The 19,456-nt window shown below is 32.7% G+C and carries 18 protein-coding genes and 1 tRNA gene; 13 read left to right on the forward strand and 6 right to left on the reverse strand.

The features are described 5' to 3' along the window. The first annotated feature begins 171 nt into the window (after positions 1-171). The 4 genes from ACGLWY_RS17070 to ACGLWY_RS17085 all read left to right on the forward strand — a co-directional run bounded on the left by ACGLWY_RS17070 (position 172) and on the right by ACGLWY_RS17085 (position 3,588). The gene (locus ACGLWY_RS17070; protein WP_396620885.1) at positions 172-945 is read left to right on the forward strand and encodes a DUF3108 domain-containing protein; all 774 of its coding nucleotides are present in this window, start codon (positions 172-174) and stop codon (positions 943-945) included. A 9-nt stretch (positions 946-954) separates the two neighbouring features. Then, a complete protein-coding gene (locus tag ACGLWY_RS17075; protein ID WP_396620886.1) occupies positions 955-1,308 on the forward strand; it encodes an FUSC family protein in 354 nt (117 codons plus the stop codon). A 154-nt stretch (positions 1,309-1,462) separates the two neighbouring features. Then, entirely contained in the window at positions 1,463-2,515 is a 1,053-nt protein-coding gene (locus tag ACGLWY_RS17080) for a M28 family peptidase (RefSeq protein ID WP_396620887.1), read from the forward strand. Positions 2,516-2,577: 62 nt separating this feature from the next. Beyond that, positions 2,578-3,588: a M28 family metallopeptidase gene (locus tag ACGLWY_RS17085; protein WP_396620888.1), complete on the forward strand. Its 1,011-nt coding sequence runs from the start codon at positions 2,578-2,580 to the stop codon at positions 3,586-3,588. A gap of 59 nt (positions 3,589-3,647) precedes the next feature. Here ACGLWY_RS17085 and ACGLWY_RS17090 read toward each other — a convergent pair. Together ACGLWY_RS17090 and bshB1 are read right to left on the reverse strand one after the other, a co-directional pair. After that, positions 3,648-3,723 (reverse strand) — tRNA-His (locus tag ACGLWY_RS17090). Between the two features lie 114 nt (positions 3,724-3,837). Next, complete coding sequence (gene bshB1 / locus ACGLWY_RS17095; RefSeq protein WP_396620889.1) at positions 3,838-4,557, reverse strand: bacillithiol biosynthesis deacetylase BshB1; 720 nt, start codon at positions 4,555-4,557, stop codon at positions 3,838-3,840. A 338-nt stretch (positions 4,558-4,895) separates the two neighbouring features. On the opposite strand from bshB1, the gene ACGLWY_RS17100 reads away from it, so the two are divergent. The 3 genes from ACGLWY_RS17100 to ACGLWY_RS17110 all read left to right on the forward strand — a co-directional run bounded on the left by ACGLWY_RS17100 (position 4,896) and on the right by ACGLWY_RS17110 (position 9,314). Then, entirely contained in the window at positions 4,896-6,737 is a 1,842-nt protein-coding gene (locus tag ACGLWY_RS17100; RefSeq protein WP_396620890.1) for an SLC13 family permease, read from the forward strand. A 35-nt stretch (positions 6,738-6,772) separates the two neighbouring features. Beyond that, the gene (pckA, locus tag ACGLWY_RS17105; RefSeq protein ID WP_396620891.1) at positions 6,773-8,404 is read left to right on the forward strand and encodes a phosphoenolpyruvate carboxykinase (ATP); all 1,632 of its coding nucleotides are present in this window, start codon (positions 6,773-6,775) and stop codon (positions 8,402-8,404) included. Positions 8,405-8,639: 235 nt separating this feature from the next. Next, on the forward strand, positions 8,640-9,314 hold the full coding sequence (locus ACGLWY_RS17110) for a DUF2490 domain-containing protein (RefSeq protein ID WP_396620892.1): 675 nt from the start codon (positions 8,640-8,642) through the stop codon (positions 9,312-9,314). Here the strand turns inward: ACGLWY_RS17110 and ACGLWY_RS17115 are convergent. Continuing rightward, positions 9,309-9,938, reverse strand: a complete 630-nt coding sequence (locus tag ACGLWY_RS17115; RefSeq protein WP_396620893.1) for a TMEM175 family protein — start codon at positions 9,936-9,938, stop codon at positions 9,309-9,311. The genes ACGLWY_RS17110 and ACGLWY_RS17115 overlap by 6 nt on opposite strands. 189 nt (positions 9,939-10,127) lie before the next feature. Continuing rightward, on the reverse strand, positions 10,128-10,343 hold the full coding sequence (locus ACGLWY_RS17120) for a hypothetical protein (RefSeq protein WP_396620894.1): 216 nt from the start codon (positions 10,341-10,343) through the stop codon (positions 10,128-10,130). A gap of 316 nt (positions 10,344-10,659) precedes the next feature. On the opposite strand from ACGLWY_RS17120, the gene ACGLWY_RS17125 reads away from it, so the two are divergent. Beyond that, a complete protein-coding gene (locus tag ACGLWY_RS17125) occupies positions 10,660-11,328 on the forward strand; it encodes an HAD family hydrolase (RefSeq protein ID WP_396620895.1) in 669 nt (222 codons plus the stop codon). A gap of 516 nt (positions 11,329-11,844) precedes the next feature. Here ACGLWY_RS17125 and ACGLWY_RS17130 read toward each other — a convergent pair. Both ACGLWY_RS17130 and ACGLWY_RS17135 read right to left on the reverse strand, forming a co-directional pair. Beyond that, entirely contained in the window at positions 11,845-12,426 is a 582-nt protein-coding gene (locus ACGLWY_RS17130; RefSeq protein ID WP_396620896.1) for a TetR/AcrR family transcriptional regulator, read from the reverse strand. Between the two features lie 80 nt (positions 12,427-12,506). Continuing rightward, entirely contained in the window at positions 12,507-13,262 is a 756-nt protein-coding gene (locus ACGLWY_RS17135; RefSeq protein WP_396620897.1) for an SDR family NAD(P)-dependent oxidoreductase, read from the reverse strand. 535 nt (positions 13,263-13,797) lie between these two features. Here ACGLWY_RS17135 and ACGLWY_RS17140 point away from each other — a divergent pair. The 5 genes from ACGLWY_RS17140 to ACGLWY_RS17160 all read left to right on the forward strand — a co-directional run bounded on the left by ACGLWY_RS17140 (position 13,798) and on the right by ACGLWY_RS17160 (position 19,252). Continuing rightward, positions 13,798-14,820 carry a serine hydrolase domain-containing protein gene (locus ACGLWY_RS17140; protein ID WP_396620898.1) on the forward strand — a complete coding sequence of 341 codons (1,023 nt, stop codon included), beginning with the start codon at positions 13,798-13,800 and terminating at the stop codon, positions 14,818-14,820. An 878-nt stretch (positions 14,821-15,698) separates the two neighbouring features. Further along, a complete protein-coding gene (locus tag ACGLWY_RS17145; RefSeq protein ID WP_396620899.1) occupies positions 15,699-16,514 on the forward strand; it encodes a carboxypeptidase-like regulatory domain-containing protein in 816 nt (271 codons plus the stop codon). Between the two features lie 134 nt (positions 16,515-16,648). Next, entirely contained in the window at positions 16,649-17,710 is a 1,062-nt protein-coding gene (locus ACGLWY_RS17150; protein WP_396620900.1) for a redoxin domain-containing protein, read from the forward strand. 269 nt (positions 17,711-17,979) lie between these two features. Beyond that, complete coding sequence (locus ACGLWY_RS17155) at positions 17,980-18,525, forward strand: hypothetical protein (protein WP_396620901.1); 546 nt, start codon at positions 17,980-17,982, stop codon at positions 18,523-18,525. Between the two features lie 238 nt (positions 18,526-18,763). Continuing rightward, positions 18,764-19,252 (forward strand): hypothetical protein, encoded by a 489-nt coding sequence (locus tag ACGLWY_RS17160; protein WP_396620902.1) that lies wholly within the window; start codon positions 18,764-18,766, stop codon positions 19,250-19,252. Positions 19,253-19,456 lie beyond the last annotated feature (204 nt).

Raw genomic sequence — 19,456 nt, forward strand, 5'->3', positions numbered from 1 at the left:
ATGAAATTGATAAACAATAAATATAAAGGGTGTTCACAAAAAAAACTATGACAAATGTCAGTTAGCAGGACTCAAGTATTTAATACAAAAAAAAATTAGTATAATATCTTAAAGCATTGTATTTTCGGCACAATAAATGCTAATTGCTACATTATAAATTAATTTAATTATATGACTCGAATACTAATTCACTTTGCTTTATTTTTAAGCTTAACCGCTCCTCTTTTTGGTCAAAACAAAGCTATAGCAGCTGGCGAAAAACTCACCTATACGGCTTCGTACAATATGTCTGGCGTTTTAACAGATATTGCCCAAGTAATAATGGAAACTAGTCATGTTAAAATATCAAAATCTACACTCTTAAGACTAAAATGTACAGCGGCAACCTATAGTAAATGGGATAACTTTTTTAAAATTAGAGACTTATATGAAAGCTACGTAAATCCCAACAACTTAACACCTTACTTATATAATAGAGATGTGAATGAAGGTAACTATTTCAAAAACATGAAGTACACTTTTAAGAATAGTACCCATACAGTGAAATCTGTAATGAAAAGAAAAAATAATTCTATTAATAACAACAGCATCAAAATTAATTCTGGAACAAAAGATATTGTGTCTACTTTGTATTACATAAGAACTTTTGATTATAAAAGCATGTCTGTAGGTACAAAAAAATCTTTCACCATATTATTTGATAATGAAGAAATTAAAGGTATCGTAACCTATTTAGGCAAAGAAACCATCTCTACAGCTATTGGTAAAAAAGAATGTTACAAATTGGCTATTGGTTCTAGCGAAACCCATGTTTTGCAAGGAAAAAACAATAATTTTTTATGGCTAACTGCCGATGAAAACAAGATCATTGTTTATGGTAAATTTAAAATCCCTGTAGGCAATGGTGAATTAAAAATTAAATCGGCTTCAGGTCTAAAAAACTAAACTTATAAAATGAAAAAAGTATTTACAATTCTAGCCATCATAGCTTCTATTTTTGCTATTATTTTTTCTGTATTGCCAATTTCAAATTTAGCAGTTTTTCCTGCTGCTTCAGCGTTGGTTTTTGGTGGTATTGCTTTTTATTTATCAAAAAAAACAGGTGAGGTTAAAAAGATTATTCAATTCACTTTTTTACTAACCACATGTGCTTTAGCAATAACAACCTATAAAGCATTTTTTATTAAAACAGAAGTGGTAAACACCGAAATTCTAAACGAAAAAGAAGCACAATTTGAAGAAGAAGCCATTGAAGAATTAGAAAATTTAGACATTGAAATATCTGAATTTGAAGATGTTGAAAATTAAACTACAAATTTAGATATATAACAGTAAGTAATTTCCTCTTTTTGTGTATCTTTGTAAATTATTTAATAAATGAAACTAACATTCTAAACGTTTTCCTGCCCCAGAGAATGGTTTTACTGTAAGTTATAAGATAACTAAACAGCATAATTTATATATGAAAACCTTTTTCATACTCTCGGCATTTACATTGGTTGGTACTTGTGCTACACCAAAATATACTGCAAGAATACAAAGCATTAAAGACAGTATAAAACTAGAAGATAGCACTTTAGTTATTAACTATGCTAATACAATAACATCCAAGGAATTAAGCACTCATTTATATGCGTTTTCTTCGAAAGATTTTGAAGGAAGGCGTGTAGGTGAAATTGGACAAAAAAAAGCGGCAGAATTCATTAAAACTTATTATCAAAAAGAAGGCATTAAATCACCATTAGGAGTTAACAATTACTACCAATCTATATCAGAAGACTTTTTTTCAAATGGTATTAAAGTTACCGAAAATGTTCTTGCTTATATAAAAGGCTCTGAAAAACCAGACGAAGTAATTATAATTTCTGCACACTTAGACCATCTTGGGGTTAACAATGACGGACAGGTAAACTATGGTGCAGATGATGACGGATCGGGTACCGTAGCTATTATGGAGATAGCACAGGCTTTTAACATTGCAAAAGAAGAAGGCCATGGACCTAAGCGGAGCATTCTTTTTCTACATCTAACTGCCGAAGAAATTGGAAAACGAGGTTCAGAGTACTATGTGCTTAACCCCGTGTTTCCTTTAGAAAATACTGTTACCGATCTTAATATTGATATGATTGGTAGAGTTGATGATATTCATAAAAATAATAAAAATTACATCTACCTCATAGGCTCAGATAGGTTGAGCAAAGAGTTGCATTACATTTCAGAAAAAGTTAACAACGCCTTTTTTAATATAGATTTAGATTATAGGTACAATGCCGAAAGAGACAAAAATCAATATTACACCAGATCAGACCACTACAATTTTGCATGCAAAGACATCCCTGTGATATTCTATTTTAATGGCGAACACAGCGATTATCATCAACCCTCCGATACACCCGATAAAATAGCATACGATTTGTTGGAAAAACGAACCAAGCTCATTTTTGCAACGGCATGGCAAATAGCCAATCAAAAAAAACGCCTTCAAATAGACGCCAATAATCAATTCCTAAATTAATCTTGAAAATTGCTTTCTTTAATTCATTTTTGTATTATAGTACAAAATTAACGCCTCAACAAATGAAAAAAACAATCTTGCTTTTTTGCATCGCTATATTAATAGCAGGATGCAGTACCTGTCAAAATAAAAACACGGCAAACAATGCTGCCAAAGCTACCGAGTATGCAAAAACCATTACTGCAAACAATTTAAAAGAGGCGCTTTACATATATGCTTCCGATAAATTTGAAGGTAGAAAAACAGGTGAACCAGGTCAAAAAAAAGCTATTGAATTTATTAAAAACCATTATGTTGATTTAGGAATACCTTCACCTATTGCAGATGGTGATTATTTTCAAGATATTCCAGAAACATTCTTTTCTAATAATGCAAAAGCTTCTGAAAATGTATTAGCTTATATAAAAGGCTCTGAAAAACCAGATGAAGTTGTTATAATATCGGCACATTTAGACCATATTGGTATTTCTAAAAACGGAAGCATAAATAATGGTGCCGATGATGATGGCTCCGGTACTGTTGCCATTTTAGAAATAGCCAAAGCATTTAAAGCTGCTGCAGATAAAGGCCATGGCCCTAAACGTAGCGTACTCTTCTTGCACGTAACAGGTGAAGAAATAGGACTTTATGGCTCACGTTATTATACCGATATAGACCCTATTTTTCCTTTAAAAAATACGGTAGCCAACCTAAACATAGATATGATTGGACGTGTAGACCCTAAACACGAAAACCAAAGAAACTATTTATATTTAATAGGTTCTGATAAATTAAGCAAAGAGTTACACGATGTTTCTGAAGCTGTTAATAAAGCATACTTTAATATCGAATTTGATTATACATATAATGATGATAACGATCCAAACCGTTTTTATTACCGCTCAGACCATTACAACTTTGCAAAAAAGAACATTCCCATTATTTTTTATTTTAATGGCACCCACGCCGATTACCATAAACCAACCGATACCCCAGATAAAATTCAGTACGATTTATTAGAAACTCGCGCACGCTTGATTTTCCATACCGCTTGGGAATTGGCTAATAGGGATAAACGAATTAAGGTAGACTAAAAACTAAATTTTTGAGTACAAAAAAAGCCTTTCAATTTCTTGAAAGGCTTTTGCTTTTTGGGTGGAAGACCGGGCTCGAACCGGCGACCCTTGGTACCACAAACCAATGCTCTAACCAACTGAGCTACAACCACCATGTAGCACGCATTATTAATGCGAGTGCAAATGTAACTGATTTCAAGCTTTTCTACAAAGACTTTTTTAAAAATTTTAAAGTAATTTTATAAATAAAACACAGTTTATTAATAACTATTTCAAATTGAATAAACTATCTACAGCAACAAAACGTTCAACATTAAAACCTTCGGCATATTCTACACCTACCAAACGCCCTAAATCCCTTGCACGGTACAAAATACTATCGGTAAAATTTTTACTGGAAATAGGCGTTTCTGGTTCTTTACTATTGGCATCATAAAATTGTGTTTTATATGCCAATACAGCTTTCATCTTAGTTTCCATAAATTCAGAAACATCAACAACAAAATCGGGTTCTAAATTTTTCCATTGTATATAATGGTACACATACTTGGGTCTCCATGCGTTTTGCAATTCGCCAGCTTCTGTTTTTGTTTCAATTTTCACAAGTCCGCTTAAAAAACAGGCATCACTTACCAATTTACTACCTTTACTATGGTCAATATGCCTATCATCAATAGCATTACAAATAACTATTTCTGGTTGGTACTCACGTATTTTATTAATAAGAACTAATTGATGTGTTTTATCATTCACAAAAAAACCGTCGGCAAACTTCAAATTAAGACGCATCGATACACCTAATATTTTAGAGGCATTTTCGGCTTCTTCAAATCTTGTTTCAGCAGTGCCACGCGTTCCTAATTCGCCTTGTGTCAAATCTATGATACCTACTTTTTTACCGTTTGCTATTTCTTTTGCTATGGTAGCGCCACAACCTAATTCGACATCATCTGGATGTGCTCCTATAGCAAGTATGTCTAACTTCATTTTTTTTAATATTTTATAACAAAATTAACGCTGTTTATTTAATTATATGGCTCTTTTTCTTAAAGTTTATAAATTGTTAAAAGTATAATTCAAAATAAAAACAATACAATACCTAAAATTATCAATTACGAATACGTTTTCGCTTACTTATTATACATCAATTACAGCTTAAATATATCAATAATTTAAATATGCTAGACTTTATTAAAGGCTGACTTATGTCATATTTTTTAAACATAACACAGCCTAATTTTACCCTGTAAACTACTAAACAATCTTGAATTACAAACATTTACGGTTGCTTAATAAATTGTAAACTTAAAAAACAATTATTAGATATGGTATCTATAATGCTCATCATTTTAGCAATAACAATAATACTTTTTGTTTGGGGAAAATTCACGCCAGATGTTGTTGCTCTTATTTCAATGTTAAGTCTGTTCTTAACAGGTATTTTAAATGTTACTGAAACTTTAAGTGGATTCAGCAATCCAACTGTGATATTGATTGCTGCACTATTTATTGTAGGAGAAGGCATTGCACAAACAGGTTGGACTGCCATAGCTGGTAAAAAATTTGTTGAGTGGGCAGGCAAAAGCGTTCCTAAATTATTATTTATGATAACATTAGGTGCTGGTTTGCTTTCTGGCTTAGTAAGCAATACAGGAACGGTTGCTACCCTAACGCCTCTAACAATTTCATCAGCTTGGAGTATTGGTACACTACCATCAAAAATGCTAATGCCCCTAGCATTTGGGTCAAATACGGGAGGCTTACTAACACTAACTGGGTCACCTCCAAATATCATTGCAAGCAATGTGCTAGTAGATGCCGGATACAAAGGATTTTCATTTTTTGAGTTTGCCCTAATTGGATTGCCTCTTTTAATAGCTACTTTACTATATTTCAAATATTTAGGATATAAATTACTTCCAAAGAACAAAACAAACAATCGGCCTGTAAATATTGAATCTACCCTACACAATTGGATTGAAGCGTATAAAGTAGATGACGATTATTATAGATTACGTATAAGATCACTATCGCCACTTATAAATACAAAATTGGAAAATTGGCTATTTGAAAAAAATTACAATGTTTCCATCATTAGAATAAAAAGACGGCATCCAAAGGTGTTAAAAGGCATTCCTCCGTTTGAAGAATTTCCAAGTCCACAGACCGAGTTATATTACCACGACATCATTACTGTTAAAGGGGAAACTGAAGCTATAAACAAATTAATGATTACTTTCAGATTAGGACTTCTGCCTCTAGAACCCATTATGGATGAGCTTAAACACAACCTTATAAACCAAGAGGTTGGCATGACCGAAGTGATTGTAAATCCTAATTCTATTTTAGTTGGAAGAAAATACAAACTAGGTGATTATTTTAAACGATTTGGCATTCAACTATTAGCTGCCTCAAGAAACAACAAACCATTACAAGACAAAGAGATTGTAGTAAAAGCAGGTGATGCTTTTTTAATTAGAGGTACTTGGGAACATATTGATGAACTAAAAAAGCAACATGAAAATTTGGTAATAATAGGAAGCCCAGAAGGCATGGCTAAAAATATTGAAAACCTGAATTTTAGATCTTACATCGCTTTAGCTTCATTACTAATAATGATTACGCTTATGGTATTCGATATAGTTCCTGGCTCTATTGCTGCCTTAATTTCAGCTGGCATTGTTTTACTTACTGGCTGTGTACCAATTTCCAAAGCTTATAAAGGCATTAGTTGGACCAGTGTGATTTTGATTGCTGCCATGTTACCGATGGGTATTGCATTGCAAAAAACAGGTACCGCACAACTTATCGCTAATAGTCTAGTGGAAAATTTAGGTGCTATACACCCCATAGCATTATTAGCAGGCGTTTTTTTAATAACAACTTTACTTAGCCAAATTATAAGTAACTCAGCAACCGCCGTACTTATGGCTCCTATAGCTATGCTAGCAGCAAGCTCATTAAACTTAGCGCCCGAGCCATTCATGATGGTCGTGGTTATAAGCGCTTCAACAGCATTCTTAACGCCTATTGGAACGCCAACCAATGCTATGGTAATGACTGCGGGAGGCTATAAGTTTTTAGATTACTTAAAAGTTGGAACGCCTTTACTACTGCTACTTTTTGTTATAACACTAATACTAGTGCCAATTATTTGGCCTTTTTAAAATAAAATATTTATAAAAACTTTAAAATTGAAAAAATGAATGATGCAACAACACTTAAACCACAAAAAAGCTTGGAAAGCTATGGTTTAAAAAACGTAACCGTACATTGGAACTTACAACCCGAAGAACTTCAACAAATTACAGTTAAAAAAAACATGGGTAAAGAAACTGCAAACGGTACTTTAGCTATTAATACAGGTAAATTTACAGGACGTTCTCCCCAAGATCGCTTTATTGTAAAAGACGATTACACCGACAAAAAAGTTTGGTGGGGTAAAACAAATAAACCTGTGTCACCAGAAAACTTTAAAAAACTAAAAAATGAAGTGATTAAATACCTTTCTGGGAAAGAACTTTATGCCAGAGATGGTTATGTATGTGCCGAACCAGAATTTAGAACAAACATAAGAACCATTACTGAGCTTCCTTGGTCTAACCTATTTGCTTATAATATGTTTTTAAGACCTAGCAAAAAAGAGCTAGAAAATTTTAAAGAAGATTGGTTGGTACTTTGCGCACCGGGTTACGTTTGTCCAGACCCAGCCGGTTTTGGTATTCGCCAAGGCAATTTCTCTATTATAAACTTTACCGATAAAATTGCTTTAATAGGAGGCTCTGCCTATACCGGCGAAATAAAAAAAGGTATTTTTTCTGCATTAAACTTAATTTTACCTGTTGAAAGAAACGTACTCCCTATGCACTGCTCTGCAAACGTGGGCAAAAAAGGCGATACAGCTATTTTCTTTGGTTTATCGGGCACAGGAAAAACAACACTATCTGCCGATCCCGAAAGAAAGCTCATTGGCGATGACGAACATGGATGGACCGCCGATAACACCATTTTTAACTTTGAAGGTGGTTGTTATGCTAAAGTTATTGATTTAACCGAAGAAAAAGAACCAGATATTTTTAGAGCCATTAGACCTGGAGCTCTACTTGAAAACGTGGTACTTAAAGATAACGGTGAAGTCGATTATATGGATAGTAGCATTACCCAAAACACGCGTGTAAGCTACCCTATTTACCATATAGACAACATACAGGAAACCTTGTATGCCAATAACCCAAAAAACATATTTTTCCTAACATGCGATGCTTTTGGAGTATTGCCACCAGTTTCTAAACTAACTCCTGGTCAAGCTGCCTACCATTTTATTTCTGGCTACACCGCAAAAGTAGCTGGTACAGAAGCTGGTATTACCGAACCTGTTCCATCGTTCTCTGCTTGTTTTGGAGAACCTTTTATGCCTTTGCACCCTACGGTTTATGGTGAAATGTTAAGCAAAAAAATGCAAGAAGCAGGTGTTAATGTATGGTTGATTAACACAGGCTGGAGCGCAGGCCCTTATGGTGTAGGTTCCCGTATCAAATTAAAATATACCAGAACTATGATTACTGCCATACTTAATGGTGAACTAGATCATGTAGATTATGAACAAAATCCCATCTTTGGCTTATTTATGCCTAAATATTGTCCTGGAGTTCCAACAGAAATGTTAGATCCTATGAATACGTGGTTACAAAAAGGCGCATACATTGGAAAAGCTATTCAATTAGCTCATTCATTCCACTTAAACTTCGAGAAATTTGCACATCAAGCATCTCAACAAATTATAGAAGGTGGGCCACTAATTGATGAACACCATCATTTAGAAGAACACATTTAACAGGTACTTATTAGCCGTAAAAGGAGCTCAGTTTGAGCTCCTTTTATCTTACTAATGCCATTTAATCTTTGAAATTACTGTAAAATAAAAGAATGATTTTTTTCTTTATACAAAAAATAAAATTCAAGCATAGCCTTAGCTACGGTTGCATTTTATTATGAAGTAGAAAGGAAAAAAGGGTGTTTTATTACGGTCATTTCAAAGCTTAAATGGTAAAAAATTTAAATATTTAAAAATGAAAACGATTATAGCTTTTATAGCTCTAGCATTTGCTATGCCCTTATGCCACGCACAAAAAACTCCTGAAAGCTCTTTGGGTGCTTGGTACATGCTTGATGCAACCCACGCAATATCTAATAAAATTGGCATTAAAACAGGTGTACAACTAAGATCCTACGAGGTTTTTGATAATATAAACCTGTTATTTGTTTACACGGGAATAAATTACAAAATAAGCAAAAACACTATTTTCACCGTAACTTATGGGTATTTGGATATTGATAAAACTTATGCGGATATTGGTTTTCCGCACCTCTATGAAAATAGAATTTACGAACAATTAAGCTATAAACATAAACTTAGTAAATTACCTATTTCCCATAGATTAAGAATAGAACACCGTTTTTTGAATTATAAGCATAAATTGGATACAAAACACCGGTTGCGCTATTGCTTAGGTTCAAAAATACCCTTAACAGAAGACTTTTTTTTAAATGTTAGCAACGAATTTTTTGCCAACCTAAAAAAATCCACAGCTAGAGAAAATAGACTTTACGCTGCCGTGGGTTTAAATATATCCAAAGCCAATAACATCCAATTGGGCTATTTAAACCATAAGATAAACGGACTAAACTTACACAGATTACAAGTGGGCATTTTTATTAAAACCGACTTAAGAAAAAAACTATAAGCTGTTTTTAAAACGTTCCTCTTTAAGTTTGTTTTCAATACGCTTATCTGGTATTAACCATATAATAGCTACAAAAACAAACATAAAACCACTGATCCAAACATAAAAAAATGCCGAAATAATACCTATAATATAAAGTATTGGAGATGCTTTCCCTTTTAAATCTTTTCCTAAGGCTTTAGACAGAATAGAATCTTTGCCATGACTTTTGATGATTAAAAATTGTAATACAAAATAAGCTATTGCTGCACCCAATAAAACGATGCCATACAAAAACACACCTGCTGTTGTGAAATGGTTTTCTCCCATCCAACCAGAGACAAATGGAATTAATGATAACCAGAATAACAAATGCATATTTGCCCATAAAATTTTGCCCGTTACATGCTTAACGGTTTGCATCATGTGGTGGTGGTTATTCCAATAAATGGCAATGTAAATAAAACTAAGAATATAGCTTCCAAATACAGGCAGTAAGGGCTTTAAATCTTCAAAAGTTCCACCATGGGGCACCTTTAATTCTAATACCATAATGGTTATAATAATTGCTAAAACGCCATCGGTAAATGCTTCTAATCGTCCTTTTGTCATCATTGAAATTGGTTTTGGGGTTTCTAATGCCATTTAATCTTTTATTTTACAGTAATTACAAAGATTAAATGGCATAATTTACACAATATTTGAATAGTATTAAAATTGGCTAGGGATTACTCATGCACTTCTATTTTAAAATTGAAACCGGGCATATTTCACATTTGAAATATTAACTTAGGAATAGAAGTCCGACCTTAATAGGGTAATCCCAAATGAGCTTTATGATATTTTATCTTTAGAAACTATTTCTTCTTCTTCTTTTTTCCTCCAATAATTTCCCAATAATGAGCCCGAGATGTTCTTCCAAGGGCTGAAAACGGCTACTGCTAAACCAACCGTTGTCAGTTTTCCCATAGAGCCAGCTAATCCTGATGCCATACCGCCATTCTGCAAGCCAACCTCTAAAGCTACGGTTCTGCATGAGTCTTTATCCAACCCCTAAGGCTCTACTAATCCAATATCCAAAAGTATAGCCTAATGCATTGCAGGGCAAACTCATGCTTTTATTTGAGAATTAATTAGCTACGAATACACGAATAAGACTTAGCGTTATGTAAAAATATTATTATCACGAATAAAAAATCTATAGATTTTTTATTCGTGATAATCCTTTTTGTTTTACCAAAAAATAGAAAAATTTATGAATTCGTGGCTTTCCTTTCTATTAAAGTATGAATTTGCCCTGAAACCCAAGAACCAGATTTTAGGCTATTGTTTTCTATTCTTTTATCTTCGCAAAAAAAAAATTGAAATGCTAAAAGCTGTTATTTTTGATATGGACGGGGTTATTATTGAAAGCGAACCTCTACACCATTATGCTTACCACAGTATGTTTAAGGATGTGAATGTTAAAGTATCCGACTCATTGTATGAAACTTTTACGGGAAAATCGACTATTAACGTTTGCAAACAAGTCTGTGAATGTTTTAATTTAAAAGAAACCCCTGAGTACTTAGTGTCGTTAAAAAGAAAGCATTTTGATTATGTTTTTAATAACAGTACCGATTTCGATTTAATTGAAGGTGTTTTGGATTTAATAAAAGATTTACACCATCATGGCACCACCTTGGTTTTAGGATCGTCTGCCACCATGCCGAGTATTGAGCGTATTTTTAATCGGTTTGATTTAAATCAATATTTCGTTGCAAAATTGAGTGGCGCCGATTTAAAACAATCGAAACCACACCCCGAAATTTTCATTAATGCTGTTAAAGCTTCTGGTTTTAAAGCTGATGAATGCATTGTCATTGAAGATTCGACCAATGGTATTGAAGCAGCTAAAGGTGCTGGTGTGTTTTGTATTGGTTATGATAGTTTTCACTCAAAAAACCAAGATTATAGTAAAGCCGATTTAGTGATAAAAAAGTTTGAAGAAATTAACTTTGATAAAATTAAAAAATTACTCGAAGAGACTGCTTAAGTTTTATCCTTTGGCTCTTTTATGTGCCTTTTTCACCACCATACATCTGCTATATTTCAATCCATGGCTATGGTTCAATGTTATTAAGTGTCAGGTGATTTACGATTTATGATTGACGATTCCCCTTTTCTCTAGACCTATCCCCAATCTAAAAATCTAAAAAGTCTAACATTCTAAGAAGTCTAACAACCAGAACCCGAGAGGACAGTCATACACTAACAAACAAACCCGTGACACATATTGACACACATTGACACACCTGCCCAAAAATAGAGGTGTTTTGTTCGAGTTTTGTTCGGGTTTTGTTCAGCTACGGTTCGGGGGTCTATTTTTTAGATGGGGGTTTGTCCGAACAAAGGGCGAACGAAACTAAACCGAGGCTGCTGTCATACCTACTTTACATTTTTAAAATGTTTTTTGTAGGTGGTTTTTTATTATATCCGTAAACATATTAATGATATAACTACAATGGTGTTGCTGTTTGTTGTGGTTATACGAGTGTTAGCACACATTTGATCAACTCAACAAAGACAAGGCTAAATCGATAGAACCTTTCAATTTTTTCTTTTGCGGATTTATCTTTGACACAACCTTTATTCCATTGTAAAGCATAAAAAGTAAAGATGACAATGACCTTAAATCTTGATTAGTTTTTAATTGACCGTTATCTTTTCCGTTTTTTAAGTATTCGTAAAAAAGGTTCTCAATATCACGCTTGTTATCCTCAACAACTTGAATCAAACTTTCATCATTTGGAATAAGTTCAGTTGTAGTATTTACAACAAAACAACCTTTTGCTTCCTTATCAAGGATTGCTTCTTGTATAGCAATATCGAATAACTCTGAAAATCCATTCTTAACATTTGGACGTGTTTTAAAAAACTGAATTAATCCTTCAATACTTGACTTTCTGTACAATGCAAAAGACTTTTTAAATAACTGTTCTTTATCACCGAAAGTATCGTATAGACTTGCTCTGTTAATACCTAAATGGCTAACTAAATCTTGAACAGATGTAGCAGAATAGCCTTGTTTCCAAAACAAATTCATTGCTTTAATTAGGACTTCGTTTTCGTCAAATGTTTTTACTCTTGGCATATAAAAAGATGTGGAAGCGCTAAGCGCTTCCACAAAAGTAATTTATCGGAACTATCGTTCCAAATATATTCAAAAAAAAATTAACTTAAAAGTGGATTAATATTTATACCACCATCTATGTTGTATTCACTTCCCGTTATGAATGAAGCATCATCTGAAGCTAAAAAAGAAACCAATTTGGCGATATCTTCAGGCTGTCCAAATCGTTTAAGTGGTATACGATTTTGCATTGCTTGTGCAAAGCCATTCAATTGTTCTTCTTCCATTCCTGTTTTTTCAAAAATTGGAGTAGCAACTGGACCAGGATTTACAGAATTGATTCTAATTTTCCTTGAAGCCAACTCTGTAGCAGCAGTTCGGGTATATGAATTTAATGCAGCTTTTGACGCAGCATATACCGCTGTATTAGGCATTCCTGTATAAGCATTTACGGATGATAAATTAATAATGGATGCACCATCATTTAAGATTGGAAGAAACTTTTCAGTAGTAAATACTGCACCTTTAAAATTAATGCCCATTTGGTGGTCGAACATCTCTTCGCTTATTTGTCCAACTGGAGCAGGCTGAAAAATACCAGCATTTACAAATAAGATATCTACATTACCAAATTCATTTCTCACTTGGTCTACTAAACTTTCAATTGCTGAAATACTCTCAACATCTGCCACAAATCCCTTTACATCAAGCTCTGTTGCTGCAGCTTGTACTTTTTCCGAATTTCTTCCTGTAATTATAACAGTTGCACCTTGACTCTTTAATTCTTTGGCGGATGCATAACCAATACCGCTATTACCTCCTGTAACTACAGCAATTTTTCCATTTAATTTACTCATTTCTTTAATTTTTATATGTTTTTAAATACCGGAACGTTCATTCCGTTTACAAAATAACAATAATAGAACGAATGTTCCAAATAAAAAAATGAACTTTTTTTGAAAATTAAAATACGTGTGCTAACACCGGTAGCCGTTGCACAAGTCCATAAATTCATAAAAAACGAATACATTTAAGCCCTTTTCAAGGGCTTTTTGATTTTTTAGCAAAGCATTTTAGTTAAATTCTGGCAGGCTTAAATTGAAGCTTGTTACGTTTTGAAGCCCATTCATTTTCTTAAATAAAAAAGCAAGTGCCATAGCGTTTTGTTCAGCTACGGTTCGGGGGTCTATTTTTTGGATGAGGGTTTGTCCAAACAAAGGGCGAACGAAACTAAACCGAGGCTGCTGTCATACCTACTTTACATTTTTAAAATGTTTTTTGTAGGTGGTTTTTTATTATATTCGTAAACATATAAACGATATAACTACAATGGTATAACTGTTTGTTGTGGTTATACGAGTGTTGGGCGTCATAAAAAAAACAGTACAATTAATGAAAATCAGTTTAATAATTTTGACTTTTGTCCTTTTAACTTCTTGCCAAACAAATGGAAAAGAAAAACAGGAAAACTTTTTTGAATTGTCCACAAAAATCGACTCTATAATTAGCGAAAATAAATTTAACGGAGTTGTTTCTCTTTCAACCGATTCAATTGACATTTATTCAAAATCGTTTGGATTTTCGGATTTAGAAAATAAAGTAAGGATTAATATAAATGACCAGTTCGTCATTGGCTCAATAAGTAAACAAATTACTGCTGTTTTGATTTTGAGAGAATACGAGAAAGGTAAAGTTGGATTAAATGACAAGATTGGTAATTATCTGACAGAAATCAATCAACCATGGACAAATGACGTAACAATTCACCAACTTTTGACTCACACTCACGGAATCGTGGATTTAGACAAGCCTTTAGAATTTAAACAAGGTTCGCAATTCCACTACTCGCAATTGGGATATGAATTACTTGCACAAATTCTTCAAAAAGTTACGGGAAAGACTTTTAAAGACTTATCGACAGAGTTATTTAATCAATATGGACTAAAAAACACCTCTCATCCCAATAATAAGGGATATAAAAACCTTGTTAAAGGATACGAAGAAAGTGAAAATGGAATTTTGGAATATACAGAACATAGCTTAGAGAATTACGCTGCTGCTGGTTCATTTATCTCAAATGTTGAGGACTTAAAAAAATGGAATCAATTACTCTACTCTGAGAAACTGGTCAAAAAAGAAACGTTGGAGTTAATGAAAACAAAATATAGCACTCGAATTCACCCAATTTTTGACACAATTGATTATGGATATGGCTTATTATTTAAAGATGGCGAACAGAGCATTCAGATTGGTGCTTTAGGCTATGCACCAGGATTCGTTTCGGCTTGCTATTATTATCCCCAGACAAAACTGAACCTTGTTATTTTGGAAAATACAGCAAATAATTTGGACGATTTCAAAAAGACATTCATTGTTCAAACTGAAATAATGGAATTAATAAAAAATCAAACTTAAGATGTATATAAAAAATTGCTAGTTTTAGCTAAACCAATGTTAGTTGCTCATTTGCAAGCTTCTGATTTTGCTTGCGCCAGTTCGCTTCGCTCGTGTCCTTCGGAAAATCCTCGCCCACAAACACGCAACTTTCCATACGTGTGCCGAGAGTAACGAACGGCTGAAAATCGTTACGCAACTGTTTATAAGATGGTGGAGCCGACCCACCGGTGTTGTCCTACAGGGGAGAGCATCAAACCACCATAAGGTGCTTTGGTAAAGAGCCAAGGTATTGAGCGTTATGGAAACGACCAATCCAAGAGTTTGGTCAGGTATGGATAAAGGAGATGAATGCAAATGAACCTCTGAAGAAGTGTCGAGAAAGTGCAACAATCTGTCAAAAGTGTTTGAGGTATGACAAACATGATAAGTTTAGCGGTTACCTGTTTACTGGCTAAGCGGCAGGCGTCATTTAGGAGGCATGACCTTTATTCGGGCTTATTTACGGAACTCGGGAACCTGTATAGTAATGTAAAGGGAAATGAGCAATAAGCTCAACTTAGAGGCAGAATACCGAAGTATTATACAGGGGCGGACTCATCCGTAGTAGTGATTAAGTTTCTGTAATGGAAATGGAGCAAAGGGATGAGCTAATTTGATGTACAGTCTGCCAACTTGAAAAAGGATGAGCTATCTTTGTATATCAAATTAGAAGAGCCGTATGATGCGAGAGTATCACGTACGGTTCTGTGAGAGGGGAAGGGTGAAACTCCCTTTTCCTACTCGACACAATCACGTTATGATATCCAGAGTTCAATAACCTAAATATTTCCCAATTATAATATAATTAACAATCTAAAAAGAATAGTTATTTATGTTTGACAAATGAAACCTCCTTTATGAGAAATATATTATTCACAGTTTTAACAATTCTACTAACCCTTTTTGGATATACACAAAACATCAAAATGAATGGTTCAATAGTTGATTCTGTTACTAAAGAACCCATAGAATTTGTAAACATTGGGATATTAAATAAGAACAAGGGTACAATTTCAAATCTAAAAGGAAAATTTAACCTAAACGTTTCAAAGAACTTTTCAAATGATAGTCTAACTATAAGTCACGTTAGTTATTACCCCATTAAAATTCCAATCAAAAATTTTAACAATCACACTATATTTCTCAAACCTAAAACAAATGAACTATCCGAAGTTATAGTTTCAAATAAAAAGAAAAGAAAGAGGAAAATTGGAATCAAAAGTTATAATCCATTACTGTGGCTTGGTGCAATTTCTAAGGATATGGACATTATTGAAAATGCTCAAAGGATAAATATCCGTGATAAATCTGTTAGAGTAAAATATGTTAATATCTATTTAAGACGTGGGTTTAAATCAGACAGCAGTTTTGTTAGAGTTAATTTTTACAAAAATGTAGACAATAAGCCTGACGAAAAGATAATTTTTGAAAATATTGTTCAGAAAAAAAAGATTGAATCTGGTTGGTTACAAATTGACTTAACGAAACAATATATTTATTTAGAAGAGGATTTTTTTATTGGTGTAGAATTCATTCCAGATTTTAAAAATCCACTTGAGGTATATATTGGAGCAATATTGACCAAAGGAAAAGGATACTCAAGAAGAAATAGTCAAGGAGAATGGAATAAGCTTCAAGGAGCCTCAACTATTAATGTAGAAATAGAATACTAAAAAAGTCTACGCACAAAACCGTTGGTAATAATTCCCCACACAAGAAAAACCTGTTAATTTCTTGAGCTAACGAATAAAATTTTGTATAGGAAAATTATTGTAAATTTGACATTAGTCAGAATTTAAAAAAACGAATGAAATATATTAAAATTCTGTTTTTTGCAATTATAGTAATCTCTTGTAAAAACAATAACCCTAATGAATTTAGCCTTGATGTGAAAGTCAATGGAGGTTACAAAGGATATTTATATTTAAATTATAATGAAAAAAAAGACAGTTGTATAATTTCAAATGGAAGGGCTTTTTTTACTGGAACGGTTTCTTACCCAATTAGTGCGTCTTACAGCACAAATTACATTTCAGCAAATGAAAAGAATTTTTATATTGAAAATGCGAAAATAAAATCTGAAATAACAATCTCAAAAAAACAAATTAAAGAATACAATATTGACTGGATTACAATAAATAAGATTTATGGAACGAAAACATCAGTTATAGAAAAAGATTTTGAGGATTTCAAACTAAATTTTAGTTCTGACAAAGACTGGCAAAACAAACTTTATAAAAAATTACAAATAATTATAGAACTATACCCTAAACATATGTATTCAGGAAATTTGCTTTCTGAAGTTTCTAATGATACTATTTTAAGTAAAGAACAAATAGGAGAATTATATAATAAACTTAACATTGAATTTCAAGACCCTCATTCCATAAAATTTATTAAATCTAAAGCTTTTCCAGAACATAAAATAAAAGTTGGTAATACAATTTATGATTTTTCGTTACCGAATAATGAGAATAAATTAATTAGCACAAAAGATTTTAGAGGGCAAATATTGTTTATTGATTTTTGGGCTTCTTGGTGTAAACCTTGTCGATTACAATTTCCAGAATTGGCAAAAATAAACAATGACTTTAGAGATAACGGAGTAATAATTCTTGGAGTTTCTATAGATGAAAAAGAAAATGATTGGCTCAAGGCTATTGAAACAGAAAAGCCAAAATGGGAAAATGTTATAGACACTGGAGGTTTTTTGGGAAAATTGGCTAATAAATATGGAATATTTGAAATACCTCATAATGTTTTAGTCGATGAAAAAGGAAAAGTAATTGCAACCGATATTGGTTTAGAACAGTTAAGAACTGCCTTGGATTCACTAATAATTAAGAAAATAACTACCGCCAATAACTAGCATTCGTGTGGTCAGTACGACCCAACATGAACGCCCTGTTGACTGAACCGGTTGTTAGCCCGTTAGACCAGCTCTTTAAAGACTATGACTTCATAGCAATATTAAAGCTAAAGTAATAAGCATATATAAGAAACTACATTTTGCAATAAGGCGTGTTTTTTTTTTTATTTAATAGCTTATTAAAAAGTAATATATTGTATGTATAAACAGTATAACTACAATTGAATTGCTGCTTGTTGTGGTTATACGATTGTTAGCAACAACCTGAAATGACATTACGTAAAGGAAGATTAATCGGATTAATAATTGGAATAGCATTATTGATGATATTCGCTATCAAAATTCTTCCTGGTTTAATGTTTGCTTCTGCAATTCCAGAACCTCATAGCATTGAATTAGACAAAGTAACTGCAACAAAGTTTATATCTGATATAGAAAGTTATGGAAAGATTTTCGAGTTAGATGATTGCCAACGCTATACTAAAAGAATAAATGGAATTTCAGTTCGGATGAATGAAAAAGAAAATGATAACGAATATGGAACTTACTACAAGTTAATCCTAAAAGATGAGAGCATAGACGAAAAAGTTTTTGAGAATTTCAGAAAATATCTTGACGAATCGGAATTGAGGACTTACCAAAAGATTGAGGATTACTCTCTTTTTGTAGTAGACGGATTTTTAGATAATATTTGGGGATATTTATATCTTCATTCTGACAGAGAATTAGGAACTGAATATTTTAATGTTGACCACCATTCGATAAAAATAATTGAGGATTTGGGAGATAATTGGTATCGAATAGCGGGGAGTTAAAAGGCAGTTGCTAACAAAGAACTGAGCTAAAAAACAAATCTTTTTAGCCCATTTTTGAAACAAAGTTCTCATTGTATGGTATTCCTGATTTAGCAATTGCAAAAAACTGCTGTCATACCTACTTTACATTTTTAAAATGTTTTTTGTAGGTGGTTTTTTATTATATTCGTAAACATATTAACGATATAACTACAATGGGGATAGTGTTTGTTGTGGTTATACGAGTGTTACCCAACATTTGAGAAGTATAATATTCATATCGATTTTAGTTTTAAGCACAATTTGTTCTGCTCAAAAAAACGATTCAATTCCCGAATCTGAAAAAGAATACTTAAAGTTATTAAACTATACCCCAAAGAATTTTAAAATTGATTTAAAAAATAAACCTTCGAATGAATTTTTAAAAACTGACTTGAATTCAATATGGAAATTAAAATATGCATACGAATTAAAAGATAAATTAACCGATTACGAAATCAAATGGCTGGAGGAACAAATAAATCAATTAGCAGTCGCATATTTTATAGAAAATAAACCAATAATAATTAAAAGTGTTGGCGGATATTCGGGATGTCCTGAACAACTGCTGGAAACTGAATTAAAAAATAAAACGGAGATTACAATCTTGAGTATTTGCTCTGGAGGTTGTATAATAAACAAAAACACTGAGGATTTTGTTGAGTTATTTAATAATCGGACTAAAAAACTATTGCAAAACTTAAAGTAAAAAACGTTGGGTAACACCTGTAGCCGTTGCACAAGTCCATAAATTCATAAAAAAACGAATTCATTTAAGCCCTTTTCAAGGGCTTTTTGATTTTTTAGTAAAGCAGTTTAGTTAAATTCTGGTAGGCTTAAATTGAAATTTATTACGTTTTGAAGTCCATTTATTTTCTTAAATAAAAAAGCAAGTGCCCTAGCGTTTTGTTCG

The sequence above is a fragment of the Mariniflexile sp. HMF6888 genome (assembly GCF_044335535.1).
Classification (GTDB): Bacteria; Bacteroidota; Bacteroidia; order Flavobacteriales; family Flavobacteriaceae; genus Mariniflexile.